The 13,846-nt window shown below is 70.5% G+C and carries 11 protein-coding genes; 3 read left to right on the top strand and 8 right to left on the bottom strand.

Annotation, left to right across the window (positions count from 1 at the left end; translation table 11 throughout):
- Positions 1–112: 112 nt before the first annotated feature.
- Positions 113–2,293 carry a lytic transglycosylase domain-containing protein gene (locus MFF06_RS14395; protein WP_238205126.1) on the top strand — a complete coding sequence of 727 codons (2,181 nt, stop codon included), beginning with the start codon at positions 113–115 and terminating at the stop codon, positions 2,291–2,293.
- Between the two features lie 437 nt (positions 2,294–2,730).
- Here the strand turns inward: MFF06_RS14395 and metW are convergent, their stop codons facing one another.
- From metW to MFF06_RS14380, 3 genes are all read right to left on the bottom strand, one after another.
- Complete coding sequence (gene metW / locus MFF06_RS14390; protein ID WP_238204985.1) at positions 2,731–3,408, bottom strand: methionine biosynthesis protein MetW; 678 nt, start codon at positions 3,406–3,408, stop codon at positions 2,731–2,733.
- Complete coding sequence (gene metX / locus MFF06_RS14385) at positions 3,405–4,610, bottom strand: homoserine O-acetyltransferase MetX (RefSeq protein ID WP_238204984.1); 1,206 nt, start codon at positions 4,608–4,610, stop codon at positions 3,405–3,407. The genes metW and metX overlap by 4 nt, the downstream gene beginning before the upstream one ends.
- A gap of 121 nt (positions 4,611–4,731) precedes the next feature.
- Positions 4,732–4,899: a hypothetical protein gene (locus tag MFF06_RS14380; RefSeq protein WP_238204981.1), complete on the bottom strand. Its 168-nt coding sequence runs from the start codon at positions 4,897–4,899 to the stop codon at positions 4,732–4,734.
- Between the two features lie 247 nt (positions 4,900–5,146).
- Here MFF06_RS14380 and MFF06_RS14375 point away from each other — a divergent pair, with 247 nt between their 5' ends.
- Together MFF06_RS14375 and MFF06_RS14370 are read left to right on the top strand one after the other, a co-directional pair.
- On the top strand, positions 5,147–6,277 hold the full coding sequence (locus MFF06_RS14375) for a pyridoxal phosphate-dependent aminotransferase (protein ID WP_238204979.1): 1,131 nt from the start codon (positions 5,147–5,149) through the stop codon (positions 6,275–6,277).
- Entirely contained in the window at positions 6,270–7,223 is a 954-nt protein-coding gene (locus tag MFF06_RS14370; RefSeq protein ID WP_238204977.1) for a prephenate/arogenate dehydrogenase family protein, read from the top strand. The genes MFF06_RS14375 and MFF06_RS14370 overlap by 8 nt, the downstream gene beginning before the upstream one ends.
- Before the next feature lie 102 nt (positions 7,224–7,325).
- Here the strand turns inward: MFF06_RS14370 and MFF06_RS14365 are convergent, their stop codons facing one another.
- From MFF06_RS14365 to MFF06_RS14345, 5 genes are all read right to left on the bottom strand, one after another.
- On the bottom strand, positions 7,326–8,441 hold the full coding sequence (locus MFF06_RS14365; RefSeq protein ID WP_238204975.1) for a DUF2125 domain-containing protein: 1,116 nt from the start codon (positions 8,439–8,441) through the stop codon (positions 7,326–7,328).
- 80 nt (positions 8,442–8,521) lie between these two features.
- Entirely contained in the window at positions 8,522–8,968 is a 447-nt protein-coding gene (locus tag MFF06_RS14360; protein ID WP_238204973.1) for a hypothetical protein, read from the bottom strand.
- A 123-nt stretch (positions 8,969–9,091) separates the two neighbouring features.
- On the bottom strand, positions 9,092–9,868 hold the full coding sequence (locus MFF06_RS14355) for a lysophospholipid acyltransferase family protein (RefSeq protein ID WP_238204971.1): 777 nt from the start codon (positions 9,866–9,868) through the stop codon (positions 9,092–9,094).
- Between the two features lie 86 nt (positions 9,869–9,954).
- Positions 9,955–10,452, bottom strand: coding sequence for a hypothetical protein (locus tag MFF06_RS14350; RefSeq protein WP_238204966.1), 498 nt, complete (start codon positions 10,450–10,452; stop codon positions 9,955–9,957).
- Positions 10,452–13,652: an efflux RND transporter permease subunit gene (locus tag MFF06_RS14345; RefSeq protein ID WP_238204965.1), complete on the bottom strand. Its 3,201-nt coding sequence runs from the start codon at positions 13,650–13,652 to the stop codon at positions 10,452–10,454. Before MFF06_RS14345 ends, MFF06_RS14350 begins: the two co-directional genes overlap by 1 nt.
- Positions 13,653–13,846 lie beyond the last annotated feature (194 nt).

The raw sequence follows: 13,846 nt of genomic DNA, 5'->3' as shown, positions 1-13,846 counted from the left end.
TAATCAGTCATCGCGCACCCTGTCTCCTTCGCCCTGCGGCCATGAGGAGGGTGGGGTCGTGATCCGAGCCGTCGCCTGGAAGTCCGCACGTTTCGCCGCCCTCGCCGTCGCGATGGGCACCGCCCCCGCACCCCTCGCGCGGGCGATGGATGCCACGCCAGAGGCGGCCGCCGCGCCGACCCGGCAGGACGCCACCGACCTCGCCGGAGACGGGCTGAAGACCGACACCACCCACGCCGAGGACGTGGAGCGCAAGCCCGCCGCCGCCTCGGCCTACGCTTCGGCCGATCCGGACGCGCCCATCGCCTTCCCCCTGCCGGATGCGGGGCTCACACCCGCCGCCCCCGTGCCGGAGGTGCCCGACCTCGCCCGGCCCAAGGCGGCAGGCGAGACCGATCTGACCCTGCTGCGCGGCGCAATCGACCTCTACCGCAAGGGGCAGGTCTCCGACGCCGACCGGATGGCCGACGGCTTCACCGACAAGGCGGCCCGCGCCCTCCTCGAATGGGTGGCGATCCGCGCTGGCGCCGGGATCGGCTTCGAGCGGACGGTGGCCTTCACCCGCGCCAACCCTGATTGGCCCGGCGGCCCGCTGCTGCGCCGTCGGGCTGAGGAGACCCTGCTCAGCGAGCGCAAGGCGCCCGCCACGGTCCGCGCCTTCTTCGCCGGAGCGAGGCCCACGAGCGCGCCGGGCAAGTTCGCCCTCGCCCTGGCGCTGCGCGCCGACGGGCTCGAATCGGACGCCGCCGACCTCGTGCGCGACCTGTGGCGGACGGAGACGTTCGGGCGCAACCTCGAAGCGAAGGTGCAGGACGCCTTCCCCGACCTGCTCACCCGCATCGACCACCGCTACCGCATGGAGCGGGCGCTCCTGCGCGAGGATTGGGAGACCGCCGGCCGGGCGGCGGGCTATGCCGGCGGCGGCTATGCCAGCCTCGTGCGCGCCCGCCGGGCCGTGGAGGATAAGAGTTCCGGCGCCGCCTCGGCGCTCGCTGCCGTGCCGCCGTCGCTCCGCAACGACGCCTCCTACATCTTCTCCCGCGCGCAGTTCTTCCGCCGGGCTGACAAGGCGGCCGAGGCGGCGGCCGTGCTGGCCACCGCTCCCACCAACCCCGACGTGCTGGTCGATGGCGACGAGTGGTGGGTCGAGCGCCGGATCGTCGCGCGCAAGCTCCTCGATGCGGGCGATGCCAAGACCGCCTACGCGGTGGTGGCGGGCCATGCCGCCCGCAGCCCGGAGAAGCGGATCGAGGCGGAGTTCCATGCGGGCTGGATCGCCCTGCGCTTCCTCAACGAGCCGGACAGGGCGGCGGGGCATTTCGCGCGGGTGGCCGCCCTGGCCGAGGGGCCGAATTCCCTGGCGCGCGGCGCCTATTGGCAAGGCCGGGCCGCCGAGGCGTCGGGCCGGGCGGACGAGGCGCGGCGCTTCTACGAGAAGGCGGCGGCGCAGCCCATCGCCTATTACGGGCAGGTCGCCCGCGCCAAGCTGGGGCAGACCAGCCTGCCCCTCCGGGCCGTGCCCGTGCTCGATGGGGCCGAGCGGCAGACCTTCGACGACAGGCTCTCCGTCCGCGCCCTGCGCCTGCTCGAACAGGCCGGCCTCGCCGACCTCGCCCTACCGCTCTTCATCGATTCGGCGCGCGCCCTCACCGACGCCCGGGAGGTCCAGGCTCTCGGCGACGTCGCGACGGAGACCAAGGACGCCCGCGCCCTGGTCGCCGTCGGCAAGCTCGCCCTGCACCGGGGCCTGCCCCTCGACGCCCATGCCTTCCCGACCATCGGCATCCCGTCCTACGACACCTTCACCGCCGTGCCACAGGTGGAGCGGGCGATGGTCTACGCCATCGCGCGGCAGGAAAGTCAGTTCGATCCGAAGGCCCGCTCCGGCGCCGGCGCCAGGGGCCTCATGCAGATGATGCCGGCGACCGCCCTGCGCACGGCCAAGCGCGTCTCCACCGCCTTCGACCCCGACCGCCTCACGAGCGATCCGGCCTTCTGCGCCAAGCTGGGCCAAGCCCATCTCGGCGAGCTGATGGAGGATTGGCGCGGCTCCTACGTCCTCGCCTTCGCCTCGTACAATGCCGGCGGCGGCAACGTGAAGAAGTGGATCGACGCCTACGGCGACCCGCGCAAGGGCGACGTCGACGTGATCGACTGGGTGGAGCGCATCCCCTTCACCGAGACGCGCAACTACGTCCAGCGGGTGATGGAGAACCTGCAGGTCTACCGGACCCGCCTCGACAGCCGCAGCGCCCTGCTGATCGATGGCGATTTGCGCCGGGGCGCGAAGTAGCGTCTCTCCTCACCGCGCTTTATCCGTCATTGCGAGCGCAGCGAAGCAATCCAGGGAAGCGGGACGCCTCCACACGATGCGCATCCCTCGATTGCTTCGCTGCGCTCGCAATGACGCCGGCGTAGCAGCCACGTGCATCGATCCAGTCGGCGACGTCAGCCGGGATTGGAAAAATTGATGCAAGAACAATTCGCTAGTGCAGGCACGCATGAATGAGGTGAGTGCGTCTCTGCACTATAGCGGTTTCGCTCGAACCTGAATCGGCTTTGCACGACGCGCTCTCCTCCCCCTTGCGGGGAGAAGTGGGAGGTGGGGGCGGTGCCGACGGAGCGCGGCGGTGCCTCCTGCACCACCCCCACCCCTTCCCCTCCCCGCAAGGGGGAGGGAGCCCGCGTTCCCCACTGGGACGCGACGATCCAAGTCAAACCGAACCCGCTCTAGCGCCCCTCCTTCGTCAGCAGGAACACCCCCTGCGCCCCGAACAGGTTCCACGCCCACCACGGCAGGGCGAAGCGCATCGCGCGCCCCCGCGAGTCGAGGGCGGCGGCGGTTTCGATCCGGGCGCCAAGGAGGCGACAGAGGCCGACGAAGTCGCGGATCGTGCAGTGGTGGATGTTGGCGGTCTCGTACCACGCCTCGGGCAGGAGGTCGGTCATCGGCATCCGCCCGCGGAGGGCGAGTTCCGTCCGCACCCGCCAATGGCCGAAGTTCGGAAAAGAGATGACGACGTGGCGGCCGATCCGCAGGAGGTGCTCCAGCACCGCGCGGGGCTGGCGCGTCGCCTGGATGGTCTGGGACATGACGACGACGTCGAAGGCGCCGTCGGGGTAGTTGGCGAGGTCGGTGTCGGCGTCGCCCTGGATCACCGGCAGGCCCTTGGCGAGACAGGCATTCACCCCCTCGCGGGACAGCTCGATCCCGCGCCCGTCGATGCCGCGGCGGTCGCGCAGCAGGGCCAGGAGCGCCCCATCGCCGCAGCCGATGTCGAGGACGCGGGCGCCGGCCGGCACCATGTCGAGCACCAGCAGGTGATCGACGCGCGCGCCGGCGGTCTCCTTGGGTAGCCCCTCGGCCGCGCTCCAGGGCGCCGTGCCTCCGTGCGGACCCGCGCTCATAGGCCCCGTGCCCGCGCGGCGGCGTCGATGAAGCCCCGGGCGGCGGCGAACATCGCCGGCTCGTCGAGCAGGAAGGCGTCGTGCCCCTTGTCGGTCTCGACCTCCACGAAGGCGACCGGCGCGGCAGCGGCATTCAGCGCGTGGACGATGACCCGCGAATCCGCCGTGGGAAAGAGCCAGTCGGAGGTGAAGGAGATCACGCAGAAGCGGGTCTTCGTGCCCCGGAAGGCGTTGGCCAGCACGCCGCCGTGATCCGCGGCGAGGTCGAAATAGTCCATCGCGCGGGTGAGGTAGAGGTAGGCGTTGGCGTCGAACCGCTCGACGAAGCTCAGCCCCTGGTGGCGAAGGTAGCTCTCGATCTGGAAGTCGGCATTGAAAGAGAAGGTCGGCGCCGAGCCGCCCTGGAAGCGTCGGCCGAACTTCCGGTGGAGTGCCGGCTCGGACAGGTAGGTGATGTGCGCGCCCATCCGCGCCACGCCGAGTCCCTTGGAGGGGCGGGTGCCCTCTTCCAGGTATCGCCCGTCCGCCCAGGCGGGGTCGGCCATGATCGCCTGCCGGCCGACCTCGTGGAAGGCGATGTTCTGCGCCGAGTGCCGGGCGCCGGTGGCGATGGGCATGGCGGCGAAGACCCGCTCCGGGTACAGCGCCGCCCATTGCAGCACCTGCATCCCGCCCATCGAGCCGCCGATGCACAGGAACAGGCTGTCGATGCCGAAGTGGTCGAGGAGCATCGCCTGCGCCCGGACCATGTCGCGGATCGTCACCAGGGGAAAGTCGAGCCCGTAGGGGCGGCCGGTCGCCGGATCGACGGAGGCCGGGCCGGTGGACCCCATGCACGAGCCGATGACGTTCGAGCAGACGACGAAATACCGATCCGTATCCACCGGCTTGCCGGGGCCGACGAGGGTCTCCCACCAGCCCGGCTTGCCGGTGACGGGATGGGTGTGGGCGAAGTGCTGGTCGCCGGTCAGCGCGTGGCAGATCAGCACCGCGTTGGAGCGGTCGGCGTTGAGGGTGCCTGCGGTCTGGTAGGCGACCTGAAAGGGCGCCAGCGGGACGCCCGCATCGGTCAGGAGCGGCTTGTCCGGCCCGAAGCGCGCGATCATGCCCTTCGGCTCCAGGGCCTGGGAGGGCTCCGCGGCGCGGGGCGGGGCAATCTCGGCGGCGTTCGGCCTCGCGGCCGTATCCAGTTGGGTGTCCATGGCGAGTCTTCGGCGACGGCGTGGAGCCGCAGGGTCCGGTCAGGCCGCCGGCGGCGCCCCATCGGGCAGTGCCAAGCGGAGGTAATCGCCTCCCCTCAGCGCGTCAACGCGGGCCGCCCCCTCAGCGCAGCGCGGCGGCGCAGGCGACGAAGACCAGGGCCGCCCCGGCCGCCGTGATGCAGCCGTTCGAGAACGAACCGGTGTCGCACCGTCTCAGGCGCAAATCGGCCGCGACGGACGTGAGAATGCCGACCACGAACAGAAAGCAGGGAAGCCAGTCGCCAAGCATCGTTTCTTCGACACCAAAAGCAGTCCGGCCCCCGCGATGGCGACCGAGATTGGGACCCTTCAGGGAAACAACAGGCCGAAACGTGACCGGTGCCCCGCGACATTTGTTCCGGGGGTGGACCCGGATCCGGCCGCCCACGACGACGTCGCAGTCGCTCGGTGTCGCCCGGCCCAGCTTCATCGCCGGGCGAAATGCTGTACAGGGACCGCATCGTCGCATCCGCGATGCCGTCCGACCGTCATCACCCATGTCCGCCAGCCTCACCCGCCCGCCCGTCACCGCCCGCCCCGAGCCCCGGCCCGGCGTTTTGGCGATCGACACCTATGTCCCCGGCAAGAGCGGTCGGCCCGGCGGCGGCAAGATCCACAAGCTCTCCTCGAACGAGACGCCCCTCGGTCCGAGCCCGGCGGCGGTGGCCGCCCTGCATGCCGCGACGGCCAAGCTCGAGGTTTATCCCGATGGCCGGGCGACGGAGTTGCGGACTGCCATCGGCAAGCGCTTCGGGCTCGATCCCGAGCGCATCGTCTGCGGCGCGGGCTCCGACGAGTTGCTGTCGCTGCTCTCCTACGCCTATTGCGGGCCGGGGGCCGAGGGCATCTACTCCGAGCACGGCTTCCTCGTGTACCGGATCGCGATCCTGGCCTCGGGCGGCACCGCCGTGGTCGCGCCGGAGCGCGACCTCACCACGGATGTCGATGCCATCCTCGCCAGGGTCACGGAGCGCACGCGGATCGTCTACGTGACGAACCCGAGCAATCCGACCGGCACCTACCTCTCCTTTCCGGAGATCCGCCGTCTGCATGCGGGCCTGCCGCCGCACGTGCTCCTCGTGATCGACGGCGCCTACGCCGAGTACGTGCGGGCGAACGACTACACCGCCGGCCTGGAACTCGCCCTGGAGTCCGAGAACGTCGTGATGACGCGGACCTTCTCGAAGATCTACGGCCTCGCCGCCGTGCGGATCGGCTGGATGCTCGCGCCCGCCCACGTGGTCGATGCCGTCAACCGCATCCGCGGGCCGTTCAACGTGTCGGGCCCCGCCATCGCGGCGGGCGTCGCGGCCATCGCCGACGAGGGGCACATGGCGGCGGCGGCCGCCCACAACGCCGAGTGGCTGCCGAAGCTCACGGACGGCGCGCGGGCGCTCGGCCTCACCGTCACGCCGAGCGTGGCGAACTTCGTACTCATCCACTTCCCCGACGAGCCCGGCCGTTCGGCCGAGGATGCGGATGCGTTCCTCACCGAGCGCGGCCTCATCACCCGACGGGTCGCCGCCTACGGCCTGCCCAACGCTCTGCGGGTGACAGTGGCGGGCGCCGAGGCGAACACGGCGTTCCTGGCGGCGCTCGGCGACTTCGTGCGGGGCGCCCGTGGCTGAGCCCGCTGCCGCCGCGCCGCCCGTCGATCGCCTCGCCATCGTCGGCCTCGGCCTGATCGGCTCCTCCATCGCCCGCGCCGCCCGCCGATACGGGCTCGCGCGCGACATCGTCGCCATCGACGGCGACGAGGCCGTCCGCGACCGTGTACGGGACCTCGCCATCGCCGACCGCGTCACCGGAGACGCGGCCGAGGGAGTGGAGGGCGCCGACCTCGTCGTGCTCTGCGTGCCCGTGGGCGCCATGGGGCCCGTCGCCGAGGCCATGGCCTCGCGCCTGAAGCCCGGCGCCGTCGTGTCCGACGTCGGCTCCGTGAAGGGCTCCGTCGTGGCGGCGATCCAGCCTCACCTGCCGGACGGCGTCGCCCTGGTTCCGGGCCACCCCATCGCCGGCACCGAGTATTCCGGGCCGGATGCGGGCTTCTCGACCCTCTTCGCGGGCCGGTGGTGCATCCTCACCCCGCCCGACGGCACGCCCGACGCGGCCACCGAGCGGGTCCGCGCCCTATGGGAGGGCATGGGAGCCCTCGTCGAGACCATGAGCCCGGAGCACCACGACCTCGTTCTCGCCATCACGAGCCATGTCCCGCACCTCATCGCCTACAACATCGTCGGCACCGCCGCCGACCTGGAGGCGGTGACGCAATCCGAGGTGATCAAGTTCTCCGCGAGCGGCTTCCGCGACTTCACCCGCATCGCCGCCTCGGACCCGACGATGTGGCGCGACATCTTCCTCAACAACCGCGATGCGGTGCTGGAAATGCTCGGCCGCTTCAACGAGGATCTCGCCGCCTTGGCCAAGGCCGTGCGCTGGGGCGACGGCGACGCGTTGCACGCCATGTTCACGCGCACCCGCGCCATCCGCCGCAGCATCGTCGCCCTTGGGCAGGACACGGCCGCCCCGGATTTCGGCCGCCCGCGGCCGGAGGAGGATGGCGGCAAGGCGTGACGGGTTCGCCGACGGCATCGGCTTCCCACCGTCTGTCCCCCTTCGTCCGCGAGGGCGCAGGGTGATCTGCCCGGGGGCGGCGGCAGACCGGCGACGATCGCCTCAATACAGCGGCGCCAGCCGCACGTTCGGGATCGGGAAGCCGCTGAACAGCACCTGCCCGTCCACCAGCTTGAGGGGCGGCAGGGCCTTGAGCGGCGGGCCGGACTCCGAGGGGGGTTGATCCGGCGGCGTCCGGCCCCGGCCAAGGCCGAGCAGGCCGCCCACGAGTTGGCCGACCAGCGCACCCTCCTTCGAGCCGAACCTCTGCCCGACGATGGTGCCGATCAGCCCGTCGACGCCCGCCGCGCGCAGGTCGATCTGGCCGGTGGGGCGGTGGGCGTCGTCGAGGGCGACGGCGCCCCGGGCCTGGATCCGCTGATCCCCCTTGGCGAGGGAGAGGGCACCGAGGTCGAGGACGCCGCCGGCCTGCCGCCACTTCTCCAGTTCGCGCGGAACGGCGCCGGTGCCGATGACCGTGGCATGGGACACGGTGGCGTCGAGGGAGGCATCGAGGGGTGCATTTCCCCCCGTCATGGCGTCGAGGAGCGGCACGGCGGCCTGCGCCAGCTGCAGGCTGACATCGACCGCGCCCTCCGTGCCGTAGCGGACGGGGTCGGGCCGCGCGTGCAGTTCGAGGTGGCGTCCCGCCACGGCGACGGTCTGCATGCCGGCGCCGGCGACCGTCACGTTAGGATCGTCGACGACCAGCGAGGCGCGTGTGAACCCCTCGGCGGCGCCGTGGAAGCTGCCCTGGAGGCTGCGCCACGTGACGTCGCCGGTCAGGTCGCCCTGCTGGACGTGGAACGGCCCCTGGCTCTGCAGAATGACGAGGCGGGGCTGATAGATCTGCGCCACCACCGTGGTCGGGCCGAGGCGGAAGCCGCCGTCCGACCGGCTGAGCGCCAGGGAGGCGCAGCGCAATTCGATGCGGAAGGGGTAGCCCGTGATACTGCGTTGATCACAGGTCCAGGTCCGCCCGGCGGCCGCCTCCCGGGCCGTCCAGCCGTCGATCTCGGCCTCGGCCTTCCCGCGGATCCAAAACCAGCCCGCGCTCCAGGCCGCCGCAAGCACGGCGAGGAGAATGTAGGGGAGGAACAATCCCAACCGGGTCCGGCGCCGTGCCGGCCGGGCGCCATCGGGCGTCACCCGGTTGCGGCTGTCCATCCCCTGCGTCATGCGCCAAAGCCTCCGCGGGCCGTTCGTTCGGTCCGCGGCCGTATCCCGCCTTCACGCCCCCGCGCAAGGCCCGCAGATGGTCAAACCTGACGCGGCTCCGCCGTTTCGGAGCGAAGGTCGTCGACGATGATGCCGCGCTCCCGCTCGCTCTCGGCGAGTCGATGAACGTGCAGCTCCGTTGCGCCGCGCTGGCGCGCCCGGTCGAGCCAGACCCGGCGGAGATGGTCGCGTGGGCTCTCGCTCGCACTCGCCACGGACACCATCTGCGCGATACCGGTGGCGTCCCTGCGCACGGCGATGGTCACCGCCTCGTTCATATCCTCGGGATCGAACTCCCCGGCCGGATGGACGCCGACCACGTAGCGGCGCCCCGACCGGCCGCGCCATGCCGAAAGCGCGAGGGCGGGAGCGCCCCGCAGACCCTGCGCCGTCCTCAAACGTTCCTCACGCACGTCCTGCCTCCGTTGATGATCGTCCTTCAGGTCGCGGAGCGCGGCCGACCAGGACAGGGCTCTTTTGTTCGACATTTGTTCTCTTTTAGAACGAGTTTTCCACAGGCGTCAAGGACGCTTCGCCACTCAGTCGTATGTGGGTTTTGCCCCCGTTTTCCACAAGGTCGCGACGGGGCGCCCCGGACCTCGGCCCGCGCTTCAGGACCGGTTGGTGGCGGCGGGCGCCTCCTCGGGCGCGACCTCGTAGCCCGCGCCCGCCAGATCGCTCAGACCGCGGCCCATCAGGGCGTTCGAGGCGGCCTCGATGCGATCCTGCACGAGGGTCTGGAACTCCGTCCGGGGGAGGCCCGGCGCGATGGGCGGCAGGAACTCGATCACGGCCTTGCCGGGCCGCCGGGTCAGGCTGTTGCGGGACCAGAACAGGCCCGTGTTGAGGGCGACGGGCTGGCAGGGCACGCCGAGCGCCACGTAGAGATGGGAGAGGCCCTGCTTGTAGGCGGGGGGCGCCCCCGGAGCCCGGCGGGTGCCCTCGGGAAAGACGATGAGTTGCGCCCCCTCCGCGACGGCCCGCGCGGCGGAGGCGTTCATCAGGCTCATCGCCCGCGTGCCCTTGGACCGGTCGATCGCGACCATTCCACCCCGGGAGAAGAACCAGCCGAGCAGCGGGATGGCGAGGAGTTCGCGCTTCAGGACATAGGCGAATTCCGGGAAGACCACGCAGAGCGCCAGTGTCTCCAGGGCGGACTGGTGCTTGGCCGCGACGAGGAGCGGTCCGGGAGGGATGTTCTCCCGGCCCCGGAACTCGACCTCCGTGCCCGCCACGTGGTGCAGGAGCCAGAGGCTCACCCGGCCCCAGAGGCGGGCCACGCGCAGGACGCCCCGCCGGGACGCGAGAGCGGGCAGGCCGACCGTCGCGATGACCGTCGTCGCGAGGTAGAAGCAGAGGTTGAAGGCGAGGGAGCGCAGGGCGAGCATCGGGACCGTTCCGTGGACGCTCCCTTTAGATCATTTTCGGCCTTTGTGGATGCCGCCTTGGACGGGGGCGGCGGGGGAATTCCACCTCAGGTCGGTGCCGGACCGTCCGTCCGGCCCGCGCTGCGTCCGGCGACCAGCCAGTAAACGAGGCCGGCCGACGCCCCCACCACGAAGAGGATCAGCGTCAGGCGCGCCTCAGCGGCGGCGACGCCGGGGGAGCCGGGGCGGGGGGACCCCCGCACGAGCCAGGGCAGCAGCGCGGTCAGCAGCCCACAGCCGCCGCCGTACCAGAGAAGGCTGCGCCGGCCCATGACCTCGCCGGCCGTCGCCACGACCACCGGTGGCACGAAGAGGAGCAGGAACAGCGCCTTGGCGAGCCCCGCCACGAGCATGAGCACGCTCTCCGGCGGCAACCCCGCGGCCATGTCGCCGAAGGCGGCATCCAGCCCGGCCAGCGCCCCCTGGGTGAGCCACGCATTCGCACCGGGATCGAACAGCAGGGCGAGCGTCAGGGCGACGCCCCCCGCGGTGACCGCGAGGAGCAGGGCGAATCCGCCGAGGACGAGACGGCCGAGGGCGCGCATCACCCGTGGGCGGGGGTCGCCCCTCCCGTGCCGTGCCCATCGCCGGACTTCTTGCGGAAGCGCCCGACGCGGATCGCGAGCTTCCGGATCACCACGTAGAAGACCGGCGTCAGGAACAGGCCGAAGAAGGTCGCGCCAATCATTCCGAAGAACACGGCGGTGCCGAGCGCCTGGCGCATCTCGGCGCCGGGGCCCGTCGCGATGACGAGGGGCAGCGTACCGAGGATGAAGGCGAAGGCCGTCATCAGAATCGGCCGCAGGCGCAGGCGGCAAGCCTCCACCGCCGCCTCAACCGGCCCGCGCCGCTCCCGCTGCTCGATGTCGTGGGCGAATTCCACGATCAGGATCGCGTTCTTGGCGGCCAAGCCAATCAGCACGATCAGGCCGATCTGGGTGAGGATGTTGTTGTCCTGCCCCCGGAACTGCACGCCGCCCAGGGCCGCGAGCACGCCCGTCGGCACCACCAGGAGGATCGCGAGCGGCAGGGTCCAGGACTCGTACTGAGCCGCCAGGACGAGGAAGACGAGGAGCACGCCGAGCGCGAAGACGTAGGCGCCCGTGCCGCTCGCCGCCTTCTGCTGGTAGGCGATCTCGGTCCAGTCGTAGGAATAGCCGTCCGGAAGGTTCTTCTTGGCGAGGTCCTCCATCGCGGCGAGCGCCGTGCCCGTCGAGACGCCGGGCTTGGCCACGCCCTGCACGGGAATCGAGTAGTACAGGTTGAAGCGCTGGACGATCTGCGGACCGGTCACGTCCCGCACGCTGGCGAGCGTCCCCATCGGCACCAGAGCCCCGGTGGAAGAGCGCACCTTGATCTGCGAGATGTCCTGGATCGACGTGCGGAACGCCGCGTCGCCCTGCAACCGCACTTGGTAGATGCGGCCGAGGGTGTTGAAGTCGTTGACGTAAGTGCCGCCGAGATCCGCCTGGACCGACGAGAACACGTTGGCCAGCGGCACGTTCAGCATCCGCGCGATGGTGCGGTCGATGTCGAGGTAGAGCTGCGGCGTCGAGTTGTCGAAGGTCGTGAAGACCCGCTGCACGTCGTTGCTCTGGTTGGCCGCGCCGATCAATTGGCCGGCGGCGGCGGTGAGGGCGCCGATATCCGAGGATTGGCGGCTCTCCACCTGCATCTTGAAGCCGCCGCCGTTGCCGAGGCCACGGACCGGAGGCGGCGGGATCACGATGACCCGCGCCTCCTGGATACCGCTCGTGGCCTTGAGCACGTCGCCGGTGACGACGGCGGCGGTGCGGCCCGTCTCCGCGCGTTCCTTGGCGTTCTTAAGCGTGAGGAACATCACGCCGGCATTGGTGGTGTTGGTGAAGGTGGCGCCGTCGAAGCCCGCGATGATCACGGCGTTGGTCACACCGTCCACCTTGCGCGCCTGCGCGGCGGCCTTGAGGATCACGTCGGTGGTCCGGTCGAGGGAGGAGCCGGACGGCAACTGCACCACGCCGATCAGGTAGCCCTGGTCCTGATCCGGGATGAAGCCCGTCGGCGTGGTCTGCGCGAGATGCAACGTCCCGGCGATCACGCCCGCATAGACCAGCAGCATTACGCCGAGGCCGATGACCCCGGCGGTCAGTACCCTGACGGACCGGCCGTAGTACTCCGAGGTCGCGTCGAAGGCGCGGTTGAAGCCGTTCGCCAGCCAGTTGACGAACCGGGTCAGGAAGAAGCGCGGCTCCTTCCGTGCATGGTGCGGCTTCAGGAGGATCTTGCAGAGCGCCGGCGACAGGGTCAGCGAGTTGAAGGCCGAGATCAGCGTCGAGGCCGCGATGGTCAGGGCGAACTGCTTGTAGAACTGGCCGGAGATGCCGGGGATGAAGGCGGTGGGCACGAACACCGCCGCCAGCACCAGGGCGATGGCGATGACCGCGCCGCCCACCTCGTCCATGGTCTTGTGCGCGGCATCGCCGGGGGAGAGCCCCTCGGCCATGTTGCGCTCGACGTTCTCCACCACCACGATGGCGTCGTCCACCACGATGCCGATGGCGAGCACGAGCCCGAACAGGGTCAGGTTGTTCAGCGAGAACCCGAACGCCGCCATCGCGGCGAAGGTGCCGATCAGCGAGACGGGGATCGCGATCACCGGGATCAGCGCCGTCCGCCAACTCTGGAGGAAGACGAGCACCACGATGACCACGAGGCCCACCGCCTCGAACAGAGTCTTGTAGACCTCTTGGATCGACTCCTCGATGAACTCGGTCGGGTTGTAGGCGATGCGGTACTCGACATCGGGCGGGAACTTCGCCTTGACCTGCTCCATCACGCGCTTGACCGAGGCCGCGGCCTCCAGGGCGTTGGTGCCGGGGCGCTGGAAGGCACCGATTCCGACGGCGGGCGTCTCGTTCAGGAAGGAGTTGGTGGTGTAGTCCTTCTGCCCCATCTCGACGCGGGCAATGTCCTTCACGCGGACGAGGCGCCCGTTCGACGCCTTGATGATCACCTCTGCGAACTGCTCCGGCGTCTTGAACCGGGCCTGGGACTGCACGACGAGCTGGAACGCCTCGCCCTTGGCGGCGGGCGGCCCGTTGAGCTGGCCGGCGGCGACCTGGACGTTCTGCTCCTGCAGGGCGGAGGTGACGTCCGTGACTGAGAGGCCGTAGGCGGCGAGCTTGTTGGGATCGACCCAGATGCGCTCGGCATACTCGCTGCCGCCGAACACCGTGATGTCGCCCACGCCGTCGAGGCGCAGCAACTCGTCGCGGATGTTCAGGTAGATGTAGTTGGCGAGGTAGTTCTGGTCGTAGGTCTTGTTCGGCGAGAGCAGGTGCACGACCAGCATCAGGTCGGGCGACGCCTTTCGCACGGTGACGCCGAGGTTGCGCACGTCCGGCGGCAGGCGCGGCTGGGCGACCGAGAGGCGGTTCTGCACCAGCACGTTGGCGATATCGAGGTTGGTGCCGACCTTGAACGTGACGGTCAGCAGCATGTTGCCGTCGTTGGTCGACAGCGACGTCATGTAGAGCATGTTGTCGACGCCGTTGACCTCCTGCTCGATCGGCGTCGCGATGGTGGCCGCCACCGTCTCGGCGTTGGCGCCGGGATAGGAGGCGCGCACGGTCACGGTGGGCGGCACGATCTCGGGATATTGCGAGACCGGCAGCGTCTCGTAGGCGACGAAGCCGAGGATCAGGAACACGATCGACGTGACGGACGCGAAGATCGGCCTGTCGACGAAGAAATGGGCGAAACGCATCGGTCGAACCTCATGGAGGAGCATTCGGCCCGTGGGCCCGGCCGCGCCTCGTCAGTCTCTGCCTCGCGGCCCCCGGCGCAGGATCCGGGATCCGCGCCTGTAGGAACCGCTCGATGGCGCGTGGCGGGGGTTTCGTCCCCCGCCCTGCGCCCCGCGTCGTCCGTGCGACGCCGGGCGACCGGCGCGCGAATCCC

It is taken from the genome of Methylobacterium aerolatum, from assembly GCF_022179085.1.
Taxonomy (GTDB): Bacteria; Pseudomonadota; Alphaproteobacteria; order Rhizobiales; family Beijerinckiaceae; genus Methylobacterium; species Methylobacterium aerolatum.
Note: the sequence above shows the minus strand (reverse complement) of the source record. Positions and strands in the feature narration are given on the sequence as shown.

Coding starts and splice junctions, on each gene's coding strand:
- MFF06_RS14395 (WP_238205126.1), top strand. CDS start 113: ATGGGCACCGCCCCCGCACCCCTCGCGCGGGCGATGGATGCCACGCCA.
- metW (WP_238204985.1), bottom strand. CDS start 3,408: ATGAGCGCGGGTCCGCACGGAGGCACGGCGCCCTGGAGCGCGGCCGAG.
- metX (WP_238204984.1), bottom strand. CDS start 4,610: ATGGACACCCAACTGGATACGGCCGCGAGGCCGAACGCCGCCGAGATT.
- MFF06_RS14380 (WP_238204981.1), bottom strand. CDS start 4,899: ATGCTTGGCGACTGGCTTCCCTGCTTTCTGTTCGTGGTCGGCATTCTC.
- MFF06_RS14375 (WP_238204979.1), top strand. CDS start 5,147: ATGTCCGCCAGCCTCACCCGCCCGCCCGTCACCGCCCGCCCCGAGCCC.
- MFF06_RS14365 (WP_238204975.1), bottom strand. CDS start 8,441: ATGACGCAGGGGATGGACAGCCGCAACCGGGTGACGCCCGATGGCGCC.
- MFF06_RS14360 (WP_238204973.1), bottom strand. CDS start 8,968: ATGTCGAACAAAAGAGCCCTGTCCTGGTCGGCCGCGCTCCGCGACCTG.
- MFF06_RS14355 (WP_238204971.1), bottom strand. CDS start 9,868: ATGCTCGCCCTGCGCTCCCTCGCCTTCAACCTCTGCTTCTACCTCGCG.
- MFF06_RS14350 (WP_238204966.1), bottom strand. CDS start 10,452: ATGCGCGCCCTCGGCCGTCTCGTCCTCGGCGGATTCGCCCTGCTCCTC.
- MFF06_RS14345 (WP_238204965.1), bottom strand. CDS start 13,652: ATGCGTTTCGCCCATTTCTTCGTCGACAGGCCGATCTTCGCGTCCGTC.